The organism is Paenibacillus cucumis (ex Kampfer et al. 2016), from assembly GCF_019748695.1.
GTDB lineage: Bacteria > Bacillota > Bacilli > Paenibacillales > Paenibacillaceae > Paenibacillus > Paenibacillus polysaccharolyticus.
On sequence record NZ_JACLIC010000002.1, the window covers coordinates 22,887 to 42,538 of the forward strand.

A 19,652-nucleotide genomic window follows, 5' to 3' on the forward strand; every position below is an offset into this window, starting at 1 on the left:
ATGAATAAAGAATCAATGATGATTCGTACACCCTGGAGCGGTTGCTCCGGGGTGTTTTCATTTTCATGTTTCCGATTTCATGTTGCTTTTCTAAAATGATTAAAATTTACATAATTCTCCTCAGGCCTCAGTCTCGAGACCGAGACAAATTCCACCTGTCGGCGCTGTTAACCTTAGCATGTCTAAGGTACACTGGATATAGAATAAAGACAAAGGAGACATGAGTGATGAAACGATCTACGATAGACCGTTGGTGGGTTGGCATACCTCTTATCGCTATAGGTGCAATGATCTTGCTCAGACAATTGGGATATGACATTGATGTAGGATATATATTTAGAACATACTGGCCGGTGTTTTTGATCTGGTGGGGAGTGAAAGGCTTGACGGAAATTCGCCGTAACGGGGGATATGCTGCTATTGGGCCCGTTGTTGTGCTTTCCATCGGTGGATTCTTCCTTGCGCGTAACTTGGGCGTGATTGGTTATTCCCTGGGAGAATTCATTCGTTATCTAGTTCCGATTCTGCTGATCGGCGGAGGGTTATATGTACTAATTGGGCCAGGTCATCGGGATCGGAAACCTCATGGAAATGGAAGCAAAACACCGCCTCCACCGCCTGAGCAGCCTTATAAGCCATTGTCCCCTCAAGATTTGGAGATGCCCTCATCATTTGATGAAGAGTTCGAGAAGACCTTTGGCAAACCAAAGCAAGAGCAACCCTCGAGTAAGCATCAATCCTTTCATTCCGAAGAGGGGCCGAACCTGAAAAAAGACAGTGAAAAGTTCGGACAGTCTCATGAGAAGTACCATTCACATTCGGATGATCCAAAATTTGGAGGCTTTGGCCACGCTAATTCTCATAACTATAAGTATGGATATGAAGAAGGCTATGGCAAAACAATCAATAAATCCACTTTCATTGGTGATTTTCATATGGGCAAAGAAGTGTTTACGCTGAAACCGATGAATATCTCCTCATTTATTGGGGATACCGTTATTGATTTGACCAAGGCACAGATTCCATATGGAGAGACCAAAATTGTCATTTCACATTTTATTGGCGATGTTAAGATTTTTGTTCCAGAAGACATGGATCTGGGCATTTCACTGACCAGCAGCTCTTTTCTGGGAGACATGAAACTTCTGGGTACAAAACGTGGAGGTTTTTTGGGAAATGCGCAGGAGGAAACTCCCCACTACCAAGAAGCCGGTAAGAAGCTCCGCATTATTGTCAGTGTTTTTATTGGCGATGTCAAAGTAAACAAGGTGGATTAACCTATGATTCGAACGATTCTTAAGGCAAACAAGTGGGAATTGATGACGTATTTCGTGTTAACCGGATTGATCACACTGGGCGGATTCTATCTGTTATATGGGGATGTGCTTACAGGGGACAATCGCAATCGGGCATGGACGTATATCGGAGTTGTCGTTGTAGGTACTGTGGTCACCGGCTATATCGCCGCATTGCGGCTTCAGCGCAAAATTGATTTGCTCGATCTCAATATGTTGAAAGTATCTAAAGGAAATCTTGCGGTTCGCATGCCTGATGCGGAAGATGCTTCTTTTGGACGGGTCTATCAGGAATTTAATGTGATGATGGAGTCCATTGAAAAAAAAATGAGGTTACTCCAGCGGCTTGGTGAGCAAGAGGTAATTGAAAAGGAACAGGCTTCTGAGCGTGCCGTTATTGAAGAACGTAAACGTATGGCAAGGGATCTACATGACACAGTGAGTCAGCAACTATTCGCCATGCATATGTCTGCTTCATCCCTTCCGCGTCTGCTAGAGATGAATCCGGAGCATGGTCGCAATGTGCTCGACCAGTTAATTCAGATGTCTCATATTGCACAGCGCCAGATGCGTGGATTGATCGCGCAACTCAGGCCGATTGAATTGGAGGGACGCGACCTAACGGCAGCACTCGACAGCTGGTTCCCTGATTATTGTCGGCAAAATGGTTTAAAAGGCGTGAAAGAGCTGGAGTTGGATGGCGGAGTCTCGGATGCCATTGAACACCAGCTGTTTCTCATTATTCAGGAGGCTGTAGCCAATGTTGTTAAACATGCTGAAGCCGGACTCGTTAGTCTGGCTATCCGGGAATCGGAGCATCAGATCAGCATGAGCATCAGTGATGATGGGCAAGGTTTCTTGCAACAGACGGAGCGACCAGGCTCATATGGGTTGTCCACGATGCGAGAACGTGCCGAGAAGCTGGGCGGTCAAGTGCAGATTATATCCAAGCCTGGGGCGGGTACGACGGTACGAGTGCTCATCCCGAAATTTGATAACGTGTCCGAGGAGGAATCAGAATGAATGGCAAAGTAAACGTAATGATTGTGGATGACCACGATATGGTACGAATGGGCTTGAAGACTTACCTCATGCTGGAGCCTACGTTCCATGTGATGGCGGAAGCAGGTAACGGGCAACATGCACTCGATCAGCTACGTCAGATGAAGGATTCGGAAATGCCGGACCTGATTCTGATGGATCTGATGATGCCGGTGATGAACGGAGCTGAGGCTACGCAAGCCATTATGTCTGAATTTCCGAATATGAAGATTGTCATGCTGACCAGTTTTCTGGAAGATGATCTCGTTGTTCAAGCGATCGAGGCAGGAGCAGTAAGTTATGTGCTCAAAACGGTATCCGCCGAAGAACTGATCTATGCTCTTCAAGGTGCTAACCGAGGCATGCCCGTGATGACAGGAGATGTCTCACAGGCGTTAACGCGAGGCATCCGGCAGCGGACGGCGAGGGACAGTGAATCTGGACTTACGGATCGGGAGAAGGAAGTACTTCTACTTATTGCTGAAGGGAAAACCAATAAAGATATCGGAGAAGAATTACATATCAGTATTAAAACCGTTAAAACACATGTAAGTAATTTGCTGATGAAATGTGAGATGGATGATCGGACACAACTGGCGATTTATGCACATCGGCAAGGATGGGTGAAGAAGCAAGGCTGAAAATGTTGCTATGACGGGAAAAATCAGCAAATATTGCATGCTTTTATCTCCTTTTTAATTGTTTTTAAGGTACGATTAAGGTTCAAAGTACAAAATAAGAACAGTTAAAGAATATCTCTTGCAAATAAGAGATTGGGAGGTAGAGAGGCATGGACGAACGTAATTATAGATCAAATCGACAAGATGAGGAAAAAGAAACGAATCAAACTGAAAATCGCAATCCTGCCGGAAATGATGACTCCTCGTATTATTATTCTTACGGACCATTCCAGTCTGTGAGTCAGGAAGATACAGCTAGTGGCAATGGGCCAAGGCAAGAAGGAAATGTGGAGATTACAAGACCAGATCCAATAAAACCTGTACCTTCTTACCATAATAATGACTCCTCTGGTCAAACGGGCAGAATGTCTGGCGGCGGTTCGGGTCATGGCGGAGGTCAAGGAAATGGAAATAACAATGGTAACTGGAACTATAACAACCGTAGACCAAGGTCTTCTGTAAGATCACTTCTGTTCTCCTTTATCGCAGGTATGTTAGTCATCACTGTGTTGATGTACACAGCCGACAGAACGAACATGTTCACACCCCAAGCCGCGCTGACGAATAACGGAACGGAATCTGCTCAGGAAACACCGAGTAATACAGGTGGAGGTAACAACGTGACGGCGTCCTTGCTACCGACAGGTAAAGAGGATGTATCCTCTGTGGTGAAACAGGCGAGCCCGGCTGTTGTTAAAATTGAAACGCTGGCTAAACAGTCCACACGTGGTTCTGGACAAGGTGGAGCAAATACAAACGATCCGTTGTATCAATACTTCTTTGGTGGCGGACTTGGTGGACCTAACGGAAATCAACAACAACAAGAACAAGGGCAACAGCCTCAACCTCAAGCGAGCAATCAACTCGTACCCATGGGGATCGGCTCCGGATTTATTTTTGACAAAGAAGGTTATATACTGACGAACCAGCACGTTGTTCAAGGTGCAGATGTCATTCAGGTAACACTTGAGAACAATAGCAAGCCATATGAAGCTAAATTGCTCGGAAGCAGTTTTGATCTTGACCTTGCCGTGTTGAAAATTGAGAAAAATAGCGGAGATAAAGATTTCCCTGTAGCACCGCTAGGCAACTCAAATAGCACACAAGTTGGTGAATGGCTTGTAGCGATTGGTAACCCTGAAGGTTTTGAACATACAGTCACTGCAGGTGTTCTTAGTGCCAAAGAACGTACGATCAGCATTCCGGATCAAGAAACAGGTAAAACACGTGAATACAGCCACTTGTTGCAAACAGATGCTTCGATTAACCCGGGTAACTCGGGTGGTCCGCTGCTGAATCTGAATGGAGAAGTTATCGGTATGAACGTTGCTGTAAGTGCGGATGCTCAAGGTATCGGTTTTGCAATCCCGTCCAGTGTAATCTCTGAAGCGGTGAAATACTTGAAAGAGAACAAAGATGTTCCCAAAGAACCTGTACCGTTTATCGGTGCTTCTCTGATGAATCTCACCCCGGAAGTGGCCAAACAAATGGGAACAAATATTACGGAAGGTTCAGTTGTTGCAAGCACGGTGTACCAATCTCCAGCTTACCAGTCTGATCTGAGACCGTATGATATCATTACCGGCGTAAATGGTACTTCAAAAGCAACAAGTCAGGATTTGATCGACTTTATCAAGACTCAGAAAGTCGGCGGAGAGATTACGCTTAATGTTGTACGTGACGGCAAAAAGATTGATGTGAAAGTGAAAATTGGCAACAAGTATGATTACGATACAACACAAACACAGCAACAATAGTTGCAACCAGGTTGAAGTATATGAAGGTAAGAACGGAAGGGTTTAAGGCCCTTCCGTTTTTTTGCACGATGTTTCTGTTCTGTTTTTGCATAGTTTCTCTATTATGGATTATGGAGAAGATGCGAATCGGGCTTTGGCCTGTTACAATGGGGATACAACGATAGGGTAAAGGAGAAAGACCATGCGCTCAACGATTTTAATTGTAGATGACGACGAGAAAATTGTGTCTATGCTGCGCCGAGGCCTGGCATTTGAAGGATATGAGGTTCAGACAGCTTCTAACGGAGCAGAAGGCCTAAGCAAGCTGATGGATAAGGAGCCGGATATCGTAGTGCTCGATGTGATGATGCCGCAGATCGATGGCTTTGAGGTATGCCGCAGATTGAGAGAAGCAGGTAGTAAAGTTCCTGTGCTGATGCTTACTGCAAAGGATGAGGTTCAGAGCCGGGTGACCGGACTGGATACCGGTGCTGACGATTATTTGGTGAAGCCGTTCGCACTGGAAGAATTGCTCGCACGTGTCCGTGCTTTGCTGCGTCGCAAAGCGGATATCTCCAACGTGGTAGACAATCGCCTGGTATATGAAGATATCATTCTGGATAACGATTCACGCGAAGTGCTCCGAGATGGCAAACGTCTTGAACTGACAGCAAAAGAGTTTGAATTGCTTAATCTGTTTATGCAAAATCCGAGAAGGGTACTGTCTCGTGACCTCATTATGGATAAAATATGGGGATACGATTATAGCGGCGAGTCCAATGTGCTAGAGGTCTATATCGCGATGCTTAGACAGAAAACAGAAGAGCATGGTGGCAAACGTCTCATTCAGACGATCCGGGGAGCCGGCTATATTTTGAGAGGTGACTCGTAACATGTCCATTCGGTTAAGACTAACCGCATGGTATTCGGGGATTCTTGCAGCCGTGCTGATTTTTTGGGGTGTGGTCATTTATGCTTTTGTGTATTTTAATACCTACAACGAAGTAGAACAGCAGTTAAGGGAAAAGAGCCTGCGGATCACGGAACAGATCGGGGTCAACCCGCTATCACAGACACTTGATCTTGATCCTTTTGCGGAGAGCCAGCTTCAGGAAGCTCAAATCTACATTCAACTGGTGGACTATGAAAGCAGATCGGTTAAGTTCTCAGGTAATATGGAGAAAGCGGACATTACCTTTCCTGTGATTAATATTAACCGTATTCGTGATGAGATAGGGATCTCCAAAGTCAGTGTGCATGGTATCCCTTTTCTCGTTAATCAGCAGGCGCTGTCTCTTAAGGGAACAAATGACATCAGGGGACTACTTCAAGTGGGAGCTAATGTCAGTTCACAGGAGCGTTTGCTTGAGGCATTAAGGAATATCTTGGTGTTCGGATGGCTTGTAGCTATGGCGCTTGCCATTACATCCGGTTTGATTCTGGCCCGTAAGTCCATGCGACCACTGGTTAATGTGATTGATGCCGCTAATCAGATTCAGTCTGGAGACGATCTTAGTGTACGTATTCAGTATTCGGGACCGAAGGATGAGATCGGTCGTCTGATTGAAACGGTGAATAACATGCTGGAGCGAACCGAGCTGTCTTTCCGTGGGCTGGAAGAGACGAATACGGCACAGCGGCGATTCGTATCCGATGCTTCCCATGAGCTACGGACACCGTTGACTACCATACGAGGAAATGTGGATTTCCTGAAAAAGTTGTGGGATCAGGAGGGTGGAGACCGCCCGAATCTGGATGAAGAAACGATCAGGCAGATGTCTCTTGAGGCCATTGAGGATATGGCTGATGAGGGCAAGCGTATGAGCCGTCTGATCAGCGATATGTTATCCCTTGCCAGAGCGGATACAGGTCAGAAGATCGAGCTTAATCCCATTCCGCTGCAGATTCTGGTGCAGGAAGTAGCACGTAGGGCCCAGTTCCTGGATCGTCAGGCAGACTGGCTTCCTGGGGATTTGTCGATTCTGAATGGTATTTACGTAAACGGAAGCAAAGATTATCTGCAACAAGTCTTGTTTATTTTTATAGAAAATGCCTTTAAATACACCCCGGAGGGTTCGGTTACGCTGGATGCTCTGTTGTATAAAGGGCAGGTCGGACTGCGGATCAGTGACACGGGAATCGGTATGGAACGGGATCAGGTACCGTTTATTTTTGACCGGTTCTACCGGGCAGACGAATCTCGTGGGGCGACGCCGGGTATCGGACTTGGATTATCCATTGCCAAATGGATCATTGAGGAGCATAACGGGTCGGTTGAAGTGGTAACGAGACGAGGAGAAGGAACCACTTTTATCATCTGGTTGCCTGTGGTCTTTGCCCCGCCTATCGAATAAAGGTATAATAGGATGAAGACTGCAATTACATCGGCCTATACAGCCGAAAAGAAAGCGGGTGGCAACCAAGTGGAAGTACTGCGAATTTCGCCGCGGGGATACTGTTATGGAGTTGTAGATGCCATGGTGCTTGCTCGTCAGGCGGCACGCAACCTGGATTTACCACGGCCTATTTATATATTAGGTATGATTGTGCATAACAAACATGTGACTGATTCTTTTGAAGATGAGGGCATTATTACGCTGGACGGTCCTAATCGGATGGAGATTCTGAATCAGGTGGAGAGTGGCACGATTATTTTTACGGCTCACGGTGTCTCGCCGGAGGTACGTAAGCTGGCTCGGGAGAAGGGGCTGACCACAGTAGATGCAACCTGTCCAGATGTGACGAAGACTCATGATCTGATCCGGGAGAAGACGGCTGAAGGTTATGATATTATCTACATCGGTAAGAAGAATCATCCGGAACCGGAAGGTGCGATTGGTGTTGCACCAGACCGTGTTCATCTGATTGAGAAGGAAGAAGAGATTGAAGGTCTGAACGTGCCTGCGGGGAAAATTTTGATTACCAATCAGACGACAATGAGTCAATGGGACATCAAACACATTATGAGCCGGTTGCTGGAGAAATTCCCAGGAGCTGAAATTCATAACGAAATATGTCTCGCTACGCAAGTACGTCAAGAAGCGGTAGCAGAGCAAGCTGGGCAGGCCGATCTTGTTATTGTTGTAGGTGATCCACGTAGCAATAACTCCAATCGTTTGGCACAAGTGTCCGAGGAGATTGCGGGCGTGACGGCATATCGTATATCCGACGTATCTGAAATTCAACAAGACTGGTTGAAAGGTGTGCAGAAAGTGGCTGTGACATCAGGAGCTTCAACTCCAACACCAATCACCAAGGAAGTTATTCAATATCTGGAGCAGTATGAGCATGATCAGCCGGAAACGTGGGAAATTGTGCGTACCGTTAATATGAGCAAGCTATTGCCTCCGGTTCGAGAGAAGACGCGTACCACATAGTTTCAAAAGTGAATAGGAAACATCCTGCTGTGCAGATCCTCGTTTCATTGGGATGTGACATAGCAGGATGTTTTTTTGTCTATACATTTTATATTTTACCTGTAGAAAATACCGGATATAGTGATCACTCCTTGACGATAGGAAGAAACTGTGTTATATTTGCTTTAGTGATTAAAAGCTTAAAAGCGAACAAGCGTTTAAGCGTGACAGGGATTTTGGGATACGGACCACAAGATAATCAGACGCACGATATAAACGAGTGCTCTTATACAAGGAAGGATGGGACAATTTATGATCGTAATCGCAGGCAAAGCTACCTCGGAGGACCAAATTCAAGATATCGTTAGTGTGATTGAAAAGGAAGGGTTGCAGGCACATGTATCCCGTGGAGAGGATCGCACCATCATTGGATTAATTGGTAAAGTTGAACCTAAAATGCAAGAACACTTGCGCCAAATGAAGGGCGTCGAGAACGTGGTGAAGATTTCGAAATCTTACAAATTGGCAAGTCGTGACTTCCATCCAGAAGATACCGTAATTTCGATCAAAGGTGTAGATATCGGCGGGAAAGAACTTGTCGTTATGGGCGGACCTTGTGCGGTTGAATCTGCAGCACAGATTGATGAAATTGCTGGACTTGTGAAAGCTGCAGGTGGTCAAGTTCTTCGTGGTGGTGCCTTCAAACCGCGTACAGGACCGTATAGCTTCCAAGGAACAGGTGTAGAAGGTCTGATCATGATGGCGGAAGCAGGCCAGAAGCATAATCTATTGACGATTACCGAAGTCATGACGCCTGAATACGTAGATATTTGCGCAGAGTATGCGGATATTCTGCAGGTGGGTACACGTAACATGCAGAACTTTGACTTGTTGCGCAAGTTAGGTGAGTGTGGCAAACCGGTATTGTTGAAGCGTGGATTCAGTGCGACATACGATGAATTGCTTAATGCGGCGGAGTACATCCTCGCTGGTGGCAATCCGAATGTGATGTTATGTGAACGAGGTATCCGTACGTTTGAACAATACACTCGTAATACGCTGGATCTGTCGGCAATCCCTGTCTTGCAGTCTTTGAGCCATCTACCAGTCATCTCTGACCCGAGCCATGGTACGGGACGCCGTGAACTGGTAGAACCGATGACCAAAGCTTCGGTAGCAGCTGGAGCTAACGGCTTGATTATTGAGATGCACACAGATCCCGACAACTCCATGACTGGAGACGGTGTGCAGTCTCTGTTCCCTGACCAGTTTGCGAACCTGTTACAAGATCTGGAGAAACTAGCCCCGATTGTTGGGAAAACATTTAACACAGCTAAACAGCCTGCTGCATTTTTCCCGGCACGTGTAGGCGTATAATTAACACGGTTATAGAGATTTGAAGAGTCAAAACCGGACTTCTGTTCAGATTTGTTCCTTGTGAACAATTTGGGTAGATGTCCGGTTTTTCGTCTATTTTGCACAGATGAACATATTTATTAATCAAAGGTGATAAGAAACATTTATGATGTCACGTTTTTCCATGATTTAGGGTATTTTTAGGGTCGCTTCACCGCATTAAATCGGTCAAATATAAACTATTTTCGTTGTTATATGCATTTTTGAATATTATAAAATGTAAGTATACCTAACATGCTCGCAAAAAATACCTTACATAAGTATTGACGATGTTATGTTTCAGAATTTATAATGACGACAGAAAAAAATTCGAATATATAGACATTTTCTTCGTGGGGTTGTTTAATGTTCGGAATATTTGGGAGGACGAATACATGTCGGTTGAAAACGTATTGAAATCAATTCAAGAGAACAACATCGAGTGGGTAGATTTTCGTTTTGTAGATTTGGCTGGTCGTGCGCATCATATCTCTTTGCCAGCTTCGGCTGTTGATGCAGACACGTTCGTAAATGGAGTAGCGTTTGATGGTTCTTCTATCCAAGGTTTCCGTGGTATTGAAGAGTCCGATATGGTTATGATGCCTGACCCTGAAGCGACATATGTCGATCCGTTCACTGCACACCCTACATTGAATGTTATGTGTGACATTTTCACACCGGATGGCGAGCGTTATGAGCGTGACCCACGCAGTATCGCAGTTAAAGCTGAAGCTTTCCTGAAAGAAAGCGGCGTAGGTACTGCAGCGTTCTTCGCACCAGAGTCCGAGTTCTTCATCTTTGACGATGTACGTTATGAGAGCGGCACGAACAGCTCTTCTTACTTCGTTGATTCCGAAGAAGCATCATGGAACACAAACCGCAAAGAAGAAGGCGGCAACCTGGGCTTTAAAGTTCGCACTAAAGGTGGATATGTTCCAGTAGCTCCAGTGGATACCCAACAAGATATCCGCAGCGAAATGTGTCGTTTGTTGGAAGAAGCTGGTTTGTCCATCGAGCGTCATCACCATGAAGTGGCGACTGCGGGTCAAGCTGAAATCAACTTCCGTTTTGATACGTTGAAGAAAACAGCAGATAACCTGCTTGTATACAAATACATCGTGCACAATACGGCACGTCAATATGGTAAAGTAGCAACATTCATGCCAAAACCATTGTTTGGTGATAACGGAAGCGGAATGCACGTTCACCAATCGATCTTCGATGGCGATTCCCCATTGTTCTATGACAAAGGCGGTTATGCTAACCTGAGCGAAATGGCTCTGCACTACATCGGAGGTATCTTGTACCACGCTCCAGCACTGATCGCTTTGACGAACCCAAGCACGAACTCGTTCAAACGTTTGGTTCCTGGTTATGAAGCACCAGTTAACTTGGTATACTCCAAAGGAAACCGTTCTGCAGCTGTACGTATCCCGGTAGCAGCGGTAACACCTAAAGGTTGCCGTATCGAGTTCCGTACACCTGACTCCACTGCTAACCCTTACTTGGCATTCTCCGCAATGCTGATGGCTGGTCTGGACGGAATCAAACGCAAAATCAACCCAACTGAGCTCGGATATGGTCCACTCGATAAAAATATCTACGACCTTTCTGATGCAGATAAAGAAAACATCCGCAGTGTACCGGCTTCCCTCGAAGAAGCACTGGATGCACTGGCAGCTGATAACGAGTTCTTGACTGAAGGTGGCGTGTTCACCAAAGAATTCATCGATAATTACATCAACCTCAAACGCGATGAGGCTAAAGCTGTTGCAATCCGCATTCATCCGCATGAGTACAGCCTCTACTTCGACTGCTAATCGGTTGGAGTCAGAACCGAAATTGTTCCAAATCAAAGCCTCCGGGATGCATTCTCGGAGGCTTTTCCTTGAAACAAACAGTATAGCGCTTTAACTTTTTAGGGTGATAAAGGAATTTGATGGCTTTTAACGAGTTTTCAGTGCATATTCCCCTTGAAGCGTTCAGGGAATACTGATATCATAGCGATAATATTTACTTCATATGTCAGTTAAGGATGGAAAGGGCGGGGGATTTTGTGACAAAGAGAGCGTATAACTTTAATGCAGGACCAGCAGCGTTGCCACTAGAAGTATTGGAGCGTGCTCAGGCGGAATTTGTAGATTTTCGTAATACAGGCATGTCGATTATGGAGATGTCTCACCGTGGGGCCGTGTACGAGTCTGTACATAATGAAGCTCAGGAGCGATTGCTGTCGTTGCTAGGCAATCCGAAAGGGTATAAAGTTCTTTTCTTGCAAGGCGGTGCAAGCACACAATTCGCGATGTTGCCTATGAACCTGCTTGGGGCGGGTCAGACAGCTAGTTACATCATGACAGGCAGCTGGGCCAAAAAGGCTCTGTCTGAAGCGAAATTAATTGGTGAGACGCAGATCGTAGCTTCTTCGGAATCCGATAAATTTATGAAATTACCGGATGTTTCGAATCTGAGTTTGCCTGAACGTACGGCTTATGTGCATGTAACTTCAAATGAGACAATTGAAGGTACACAATTCAAGGCTTTCCCTGATACCGGATCGGTACCGCTCATTGCAGATATGTCCAGTGATATTTTCTGCAAACCGTTTGATCTGAATCAGTTTGGCATGATCTATGCAGGTGCACAGAAGAACCTCGGTCCTTCGGGAATTACCGTTGTTATTGCACGTGAGGAGCTGGTGAGCGAGTCTCCGAAAACCATTCCAACCATGTTCCGTTACAGTACGCATGTAGATAACAATTCCCTGTATAATACACCGCCATCCTTCTCGGTATATATGGTGAACGAAGTGTTAAAATGGATCGAGGAACAAGGCGGTCTGGCTGGTGTGGAACAAAAAAATATCAAGAAAGCGGAGCTGCTCTACAATACAATTGATTCCTCAGGGGATTTCTATCGTGGTTGCGTTGCAGCAGAAGACCGCTCGTTGATGAATGTGACGTTCAGACTCGCATCTGAGGAACTGGAGAAGAAATTCATTAAAGCTTCAGAGCAAGAAGGTTTTGTAGGTCTGAAGGGGCATCGCAGTGTAGGAGGACTTCGTGCTTCGATCTATAACGCGGCTCCATATGAGAGTGTTAAGGCACTTACCGACTTTATGAACCACTTCCAACAGGCAAACGGATAATCCCTGAGAAACGAACGCATGACCAAATATGGCAGTAGTGAAGCTTCGATAAACTATCCTACTGTTGTGGCAAAGCCTTCCACATTGACGTGTGGAGGGCTTTTCTTTAAAATTAGAGGATTGTTGTATACATGAACATGAAATAAAAGGAGATTAAACACATATGGCTTTACACATCGTTCTGGTTGAACCAGAGATTCCGGCTAACACGGGCAATATCTCGCGGACTTGTGCGGCGACTGGCACCCACTTACATCTCGTGCGTCCTTTAGGATTTCGGACAGATGATGCAACTTTAAAACGTGCCGGGCTGGACTACTGGCATGCCGTTCATATTGAATATCATGATTCTTTTGACGAGGTTCAGCAGAAGTATCCGAACGGAAGGTTTTTCTACGCAACAACGAAAGCGAAAAACCGGTATTCCGATTTCGAATTTCAGGATGGAGATTTTCTCGTGTTTGGTAAAGAAACGAAAGGGCTCCCACCTGAACTAATTGCTGCTAATCCAGAAACTTGCATGAAGATGCCGATGAGTGGTGATGTTCGCTCATTAAACCTTTCCAATTCAGCAGCAATTATTGTATATGAAGCACTGCGTCAGCTAAATTTCCCAGGACTGGATTAGTGAATGGTATCCGAAAAGACGGTTATAATTCGCTAAAAAAACATTTTTCAAAAAAAAGGACAAAAAATGTTTATTTCCAGCAGGATTCGACAAAATTTTGGCGAATCTATAGATATAGTACTAATGTACCTAGAAATTCAGAGTAAGATAGGAGAGGTGTGCCGTAGCTATGAAGCCAGCTGGAGTAGTTCGCAAAGTTGACCAATTGGGTAGGATCGTATTGCCTAAATCTTTGCGCAAAAGGTATCAAATGAATGAAGGAGATCCTGTAGAAATTTTAGTTCAAGGGGATCACATTATCTTGGAAAGATACCGTCCGAAATGTATTTTCTGCGGATCAATGGAAGATGTCAATGACTTTAAAGAGCGTTACATATGCGCACAATGCTTAGAAGAAATGACTCAGCTTTCATAAAAGCAAGCAAAAAACACTATGGAGCATACAAACTCCATGGTGTTTTTGTTTTTTAATGTTTAACGTTGTATAAGATGACACAGCGACTTGGAAGCTCGTTCTTGCACCCAGTGTCTATGTAAACTAATAAATCATCCTTAGTTCGACTGATTTAGCGCTGGCAAAATCTGATCCCATACAGCGTTCAGGATGCCTTGCATATTCTCCTCTTCACTGTTGATACTGATGACAGCCTCTTTGGAAGGCAGGACAATGCAGAATTGACCATAAGCTCCATCTGCTCGGTAAGCGTCATGCGAACACATCCAGAACTGATAGCCATAGCCTTTTCCCCAATCTCCATCGCCATTCGTTTCGATCTGTTTACGTGTAACGGCTCTGATCCAATCTGCTGGAACCAGCTGTTTACCGTTCCAGCGACCTTCCTGAAGTAGAAACTGTCCAAATCGGCTTAGTTCTTCATTACTCAGCCAAAGACCCGCACATCCCAAGGTAATTCCGAGTGGAGAAGTCTCCCATTGGATATCAACCATGCCTAGTGGTTCAAAAAGACGTGGAATGAGGTAATCCTTTACTGTCAGACCAATAGCCTCTTGCAACATGGCCGAGATCATAAACGTATCACCACTACTGTAAGTAAAATGTTCTCCTGGCATTCGATCCAATGATAGAGACATGTAGTGTTTGACCCAGTCCTTTTCCTCTAAAGAAGCTCGTTCGTCAGCCCAGAGGGGTGGGTCATCGTGACCTGATGACATGCGAAGCAGATCCCTCAATGTGAGCTCTCGCGGAGAGGGCAGTTGTGAGGGGGGGCGCTGTGCTTGGTCATAAGGGAAGTAATCGCCCAAAGTGTCATCCAACTGAATAAGTCCTTCTTCAACGGCAAGTCCAACCGCCATGCAGGTAAAGGATTTACTTACAGAATGTTGCACACGCCTGCGATCTCCGTCCGAATGCCATTCATCCAGAAGTCGCCCATTTTGTAGTACACGCACAGAGTGCACAACAAGCTTCTCTTCTGTGATTGTGTCAATAAATCCTTTAAGTTGTTCTGCCATGATAACCCTCCAGTTCCAAGCGTTTACCTGAATGAATTCAGACTGGTGAAACGTTTCCGTAATCTGATTGCAAAATTAGAACTCATGTTAGTATATTCTCGGTTTGATGTCAATTCTTGTGTAATAATGAATGATTAAATCCGAAAATACTCGTTATAAAAGTGCCTTTTGAATCAAAATTGGAACAATCAGGTCACTTTTTTGATAAAAAAATGCGAAAATTGTAAAAAGGTTATTGACAGAGTTTAGTCAACGGGATTATGATTTATTCGAAACGATTCGAAGAAATCGCTTCCAAGTAAAATGTTGATATTTAAACTCCAGGTAAATCAGTGTTGATTGTTTTTGAAACGATTCGAGAGAATCGTTTCGATAACCAAAGCCGGTAAAAGTGAGCATGTTGGGGGAAGTAACAGCAAGCAAAGAAAGAGAAAAAGCAAAGCCGCAGTTAAAAGCAACAAAGATGAAAGGGGTTACGATCAATGGCGCATATTACGATCGAAACCGGATCGCCCACATTATGCATGAATACAAGCATACACGTGGTATCCAGTGACTCCGGAGAGACTTCAGGCGGTACACTATATCTGCTTCACGGGGCAGGAGACAATGCGAGTACCTGGCAACGTCTGACCACCATTGAGATGTATGCAGCCCAGTATGGTTGCACCGTCATCATGCCTGAAGCCAATCGCAGTTATTACACGGATATGGAATACGGCCTGAATTACTTCCACTACATCACGAAGGAACTGCCTGAACTATGTGAAAGGCTACTGAAGCTAAATTCCGACCCAGCCAAAACTTATGTTGCCGGTTTGTCCATGGGTGGATATGGAGCGTTGAAATGTGGGTTGACCTATCCTGAGCAGTACAGCAAAGTGGTGTCTTTATCCGGTGTAACGAATATTCAGGCGCGGCTTCGTGATCCCCATATGCCGGAAGGTATGATCAAGGAAATGAAAGCGGTTTTTGGGGAACGGTTACAGGTAAAGGCTGATCAGGATATTTACGCATTGTCAGCCAGACTGCTGGAGCAGGGAGGAGCCTTGCCGAAGATATTGAGTTGTTGCGGGGACCATGATCCTTTCGTGGACATGAATCGGGACTACGCCGAGTATATGCAGGGAACTGCATTTGATTTTCGGTATGTAGAAACACCTGGCACGCATGAATGGCGATTTTGGGAACAGCATCTGAAAACGATGTTTGATTTTCTTTACAACGACAACACCATAGTAGAGTGAGGAGATGCAAATTGAAACCTGCAGCCGAAGGACCTAACAAAAAGCTGAAGGCAAACATGAGAGGTAAGTCGCTTTGGACTGAAATCTGGAAACACCGAATGACGTATACCCTGCTTATTCCAGGGATGGTCTGGTTGATCCTGTTTGCCTATATGCCGATGGGCGGCCTGTCACTGGCGTTCAAAGACTACAAGGCTAACCTTGGAATCTGGGGAAGTCCGTGGAGCGGATTTGAAAACTTCAAATATGTCTTCCGCGATCCGACCTTTATTGATGCCGTATGGCGGACGCTTTACATTAACATTTTGAAGCTGATTATTCAGTTCCCGTTTCCGATTATTCTGGCACTGCTGTTGAATGAGTTGCGGATGCGCAGAGGTAAGAAGTGGTTCCAGACCGTCCTGACATTTCCGCACTTCTTGTCCTGGATCATCGTATCCGGTGTAGTCATTAACGTGCTTGCCTATGACGGACTTGTAAACAGTGCACTTGGATTACTTGGTTTACCGACGATTAATTTCTTGGGTTCGGAATCCAACTTTGTTCCGATGTTGTTGCTGACTGACATTTGGAAATCGAGCGGCTGGGGCGCAATTATCTTCCTGGCAGCGATCTCCGGTATCGATCAGGATCAATATGAATCTGCACAGATCGATGGAGCATCCCGGATGCAGCAGATGTTCCGCATTACGCTGCCAAACATTATGCCAACGATCACGGTTATGTTTATTTTGTCGGTGGGCGGATTGATGTCCTCCGGTTTCGACCAGATCTTCAACTTGGCGAACGCCGCAACGAAAAATGTATCTGAAGTACTCGATGTATATATCTATCGGATTACGTTCCAGTCATCAACCGACTTTTCATTCTCGACAGCGGTCAGCTTGTTCCGTTCCCTGGTGAATATGGCGCTGTTGCTTCTGGCCGACAGATTTGCCAAGTGGCTTGGTGGAGACGGTTTATTCCGATAAGAGAGGAGGAGAAGTGAGATGAGCAAAGCTGGAAGAAAACCTAAGATTGGCACCGAACGAATGACCTTTCTGGATTACATGATATTCGCCGTTTTATTGGTACTTGCACTGATGATTCTGATTCCGTTCTGGAATGTCATTATGATCTCGTTTGCAACCCAAAAAGAGTATGCTGAAAATCCGTTCCTGATGTTCCCGAAAGAGTTCACGCTTGATTCATATAAAGCACTGTTCGCTGACGGTAGAATCCTGTCGGGTTACAAAAATACATTGATCTTGCTGGTGATTGGCTTACCGCTGAGCTTGTTCCTGACAACAAGCATGGCTTATGGCCTGAGCCGCGGCAATTTCCCATTTAAAAAGTTTCTCTTTTTCCTGGTACTGTTCACCATGATCTTTAACGGGGGTATCGTTCCTCTGTATCTGATTATGAAATCACTACAACTAACAGGTACATTATGGTCTGTTATTCTGGCAGGAAGCTTCAGTGCCTTTAACATGATTCTGATGATGAACTATTTCTACACACTGCCTGAATCCCTTATGGAATCTGCACGACTCGATGGTGCAGGAGAGTGGAGAATTTTATTCTCCGTCGTTCTTCCGCTGGCAACGCCAATTATGGCAACCATTACACTCTTCTACGGGGTAGCCTACTGGAACAGTTGGTATGACGCGATGATCTTCCTGCGAAAAGCGGACCAGTTACCGCTGCAAAACGTGCTAAGGAACATCATTGTAACTGCCACAACGAATGCCTCCAATGCATCCAGTGTGGACGCAGTAAAACTGAGCAGCTTCTCTATGGGTATGAAGATGGCTGCAGTATTTATCACGATGGTACCAATTATGTGTTTCTTCCCAATGTTGCAAAAGCACTTTGCCAAAGGGGTATTAACAGGGGCTATCAAGACCTGATATACACATAGGATTTCAATGCACAAGAAATTCGACTAAAAACATGGGGGTAAAAGCATGAAAACGGGTAAAAAGTTGTCAGTCAAATCGTTATTTGCGATCACACTCTGTCTCATGATGTTGGTAGTGTCGGCTTGTTCCAACAGCAGCAAAGGCTCAGATGGTGGCAACGAAAAGGATGCGGAAGGGAATTACAAAGATAACCTGACCATTTCCGTAGCGAATCTGACCGAAGTGAAAACCGGAAATATGGACAATGAGTTCCATAAGTTCTGGGAAGACAAGTTTAACATCAAGTGGGATTACAACTATATTGACTGGGATTCATGGGGTGAGAAGCTTCGCCTGTGGATTAACTCTGGTGACCTGCCGGATGTAGCGGTATGGAATTATGTACACGGTGATGCCATCAACAACATTGATCAAGGCTTGTTCTACAAGTTCCCGGATGATTGGAAAGAAAGATGGCCTAACGTTGCTGCGGCTTACAAGCTGACAGGACTTGGCGACAAGCTGGAAGAATTGACAGGCGGTACGTATGTGCTTCCTAGACCTATTTATTTCGAAAACAAACCCGCTGATCCGCTGACCAACCAAATTGGTGTTATCGCTCTTCGTAAAGACTGGGCAAAAGCGGTTGGGTTTGAACTGAAAGATGCGTACACAACTTCTGAATTGAATCAGTTCGCTGAACTGGTGAAAGAAAAGGACCCAGGCAAGGTGGGTAATAAACTGGTGCCATTGTCTTACAATGCTGCCGATGCAATGACAAACATGATCATGCCGAATAGTGTTCATGCGATGACAGACGTTCCTTTCTACAAAGGTGAAGATGGTAAGTTCCATTGGGGCCCAGCAGATCAGGAAACACTGACAGGTTTGAAATTGATGCAAAAAGCGTACAAGGATGGGTTGCTTAACCCAGAGTTCTACACTTGGAAAAACAATGAAGGACAAAACAACTTCAAAGTAACAGGTACTGCGGCTGTAACCAGTCTTGGTGGACTTGCTTCTTATAGACAAGGTCTGGATTCTGATATGAGAAAGAACCTTGGCGTTAACAGTGATGATCTCGTTCACACAGCGATCGTTCTTGGTGATGACGGTAAATACCGCAATATGGAGCAAGCTAACTTCTGGTCTGCTCTGATTTTCAACCCGAACATCAGTGATGAGAAATTCGAACGCATCATGGACTTGATCGATTACTCTGCAACAAAAGAGGGACAATTGCTGATCAACATGGGCTTCGAAGGCAAGGACTGGAAATACGATGACAACAAAGAGTTGGTGAACTTGCTACCAGAGGGAACGGTACTCGAAGACAAGTACCCTGCACGTTTTGAAGGACTTTATCTTCTTGGTGATGACTTCAGTGTAGTAAACCCTGCAATCAAAAAAGATTATCGTGATAGAGCAGTAGAATTGTTCCAGGAGAAAGCAAAGCTTGGTACTGAAAGTAAATCACTTGCACCATACGATTGGGATGTTAACCTGTATGATTCCAAAGCGAAGAGCCAAGCATCTTTCGATTATCAAAACGAATATGCGAACTTGATCCTCAAAGGCGGAGACTTGGAAGCTAACTGGAAAGAGTGGGTTAACAGCAAAATGTCTCTGGTTCAGCCTTATCTGGACGAATTGAACGAAAAGTTCAAATAAACGTAATGAAATGAAGAACAACAAGGGGATGACAGGAGCGTTCTGTCTCTCCGTCCGATTGAACCCGGTGCGCGGTCTCTCCCCGAACGCAGCCGGGTTCTTTCT

Annotated in this window: 17 protein-coding genes; 16 read left to right on the plus strand and 1 reads right to left on the minus strand. The window is 45.2% G+C overall.

Annotated features, from left to right (window positions below):
- The first annotated feature begins 227 nt into the window (after window positions 1-227).
- From liaF to H7T88_RS00170, 12 genes are all read left to right on the plus strand, one after another.
- Window positions 228-1,277 carry a cell wall-active antibiotics response protein LiaF gene (gene liaF, locus H7T88_RS00115; protein WP_221786419.1) on the plus strand — a complete coding sequence of 350 codons (1,050 nt, stop codon included), beginning with the start codon at window positions 228-230 and terminating at the stop codon, window positions 1,275-1,277.
- A gap of 3 nt (window positions 1,278-1,280) precedes the next feature.
- Window positions 1,281-2,318, plus strand: coding sequence for a sensor histidine kinase (locus H7T88_RS00120; protein WP_090919880.1), 1,038 nt, complete (start codon window positions 1,281-1,283; stop codon window positions 2,316-2,318).
- The gene (locus tag H7T88_RS00125) at window positions 2,315-2,977 is read left to right on the plus strand and encodes a response regulator (RefSeq protein WP_154886857.1); all 663 of its coding nucleotides are present in this window, start codon (window positions 2,315-2,317) and stop codon (window positions 2,975-2,977) included. The genes H7T88_RS00120 and H7T88_RS00125 overlap by 4 nt, the downstream gene beginning before the upstream one ends.
- A 149-nt stretch (window positions 2,978-3,126) precedes the next feature.
- A complete protein-coding gene (locus tag H7T88_RS00130) occupies window positions 3,127-4,773 on the plus strand; it encodes a S1C family serine protease (RefSeq protein ID WP_154958237.1) in 1,647 nt (548 codons plus the stop codon).
- A 181-nt stretch (window positions 4,774-4,954) separates the two neighbouring features.
- The gene (locus H7T88_RS00135) at window positions 4,955-5,644 is read left to right on the plus strand and encodes a response regulator transcription factor (protein WP_090919888.1); all 690 of its coding nucleotides are present in this window, start codon (window positions 4,955-4,957) and stop codon (window positions 5,642-5,644) included.
- Between the two features lies 1 nt (window position 5,645).
- On the plus strand, window positions 5,646-7,106 hold the full coding sequence (locus tag H7T88_RS00140) for a sensor histidine kinase (RefSeq protein ID WP_154983018.1): 1,461 nt from the start codon (window positions 5,646-5,648) through the stop codon (window positions 7,104-7,106).
- A gap of 69 nt (window positions 7,107-7,175) precedes the next feature.
- Window positions 7,176-8,129, plus strand: coding sequence for a 4-hydroxy-3-methylbut-2-enyl diphosphate reductase (locus tag H7T88_RS00145; protein WP_154887432.1), 954 nt, complete (start codon window positions 7,176-7,178; stop codon window positions 8,127-8,129).
- 291 nt (window positions 8,130-8,420) lie between these two features.
- Window positions 8,421-9,485 (plus strand): 3-deoxy-7-phosphoheptulonate synthase, encoded by a 1,065-nt coding sequence (gene aroF / locus H7T88_RS00150; protein ID WP_090919894.1) that lies wholly within the window; start codon window positions 8,421-8,423, stop codon window positions 9,483-9,485.
- A 413-nt stretch (window positions 9,486-9,898) separates the two neighbouring features.
- Entirely contained in the window at window positions 9,899-11,323 is a 1,425-nt protein-coding gene (glnA, locus tag H7T88_RS00155) for a type I glutamate--ammonia ligase (protein ID WP_090919896.1), read from the plus strand.
- A 215-nt stretch (window positions 11,324-11,538) separates the two neighbouring features.
- The gene (gene serC / locus H7T88_RS00160) at window positions 11,539-12,648 is read left to right on the plus strand and encodes a 3-phosphoserine/phosphohydroxythreonine transaminase (RefSeq protein ID WP_186809565.1); all 1,110 of its coding nucleotides are present in this window, start codon (window positions 11,539-11,541) and stop codon (window positions 12,646-12,648) included.
- A 163-nt stretch (window positions 12,649-12,811) separates the two neighbouring features.
- Window positions 12,812-13,276: a tRNA (uridine(34)/cytosine(34)/5-carboxymethylaminomethyluridine(34)-2'-O)-methyltransferase TrmL gene (trmL, locus tag H7T88_RS00165; RefSeq protein ID WP_090919901.1), complete on the plus strand. Its 465-nt coding sequence runs from the start codon at window positions 12,812-12,814 to the stop codon at window positions 13,274-13,276.
- Between the two features lie 169 nt (window positions 13,277-13,445).
- Window positions 13,446-13,691: an AbrB/MazE/SpoVT family DNA-binding domain-containing protein gene (locus H7T88_RS00170; RefSeq protein ID WP_090919903.1), complete on the plus strand. Its 246-nt coding sequence runs from the start codon at window positions 13,446-13,448 to the stop codon at window positions 13,689-13,691.
- 137 nt (window positions 13,692-13,828) lie between these two features.
- Here the strand turns inward: H7T88_RS00170 and H7T88_RS00175 are convergent, their stop codons facing one another.
- Window positions 13,829-14,749 carry a serine hydrolase domain-containing protein gene (locus H7T88_RS00175; protein WP_221786420.1) on the minus strand — a complete coding sequence of 307 codons (921 nt, stop codon included), beginning with the start codon at window positions 14,747-14,749 and terminating at the stop codon, window positions 13,829-13,831.
- Between the two features lie 482 nt (window positions 14,750-15,231).
- Between H7T88_RS00175 and H7T88_RS00180 the strand changes: the two genes are divergently transcribed.
- From H7T88_RS00180 to H7T88_RS00195, 4 genes are read left to right on the plus strand one after another with little or no spacing between them, the layout of a single operon-like run.
- On the plus strand, window positions 15,232-15,996 hold the full coding sequence (locus tag H7T88_RS00180; protein WP_154886846.1) for an alpha/beta hydrolase: 765 nt from the start codon (window positions 15,232-15,234) through the stop codon (window positions 15,994-15,996).
- Between the two features lie 11 nt (window positions 15,997-16,007).
- A complete protein-coding gene (locus tag H7T88_RS00185) occupies window positions 16,008-16,967 on the plus strand; it encodes an ABC transporter permease (RefSeq protein ID WP_090919910.1) in 960 nt (319 codons plus the stop codon).
- Window positions 16,968-16,985: 18 nt separating this feature from the next.
- A complete protein-coding gene (locus H7T88_RS00190) occupies window positions 16,986-17,885 on the plus strand; it encodes a carbohydrate ABC transporter permease (RefSeq protein ID WP_090919912.1) in 900 nt (299 codons plus the stop codon).
- 57 nt (window positions 17,886-17,942) lie between these two features.
- On the plus strand, window positions 17,943-19,547 hold the full coding sequence (locus tag H7T88_RS00195) for a type 2 periplasmic-binding domain-containing protein (RefSeq protein WP_090919914.1): 1,605 nt from the start codon (window positions 17,943-17,945) through the stop codon (window positions 19,545-19,547).
- Window positions 19,548-19,652: the final 105 nt, after the last annotated feature.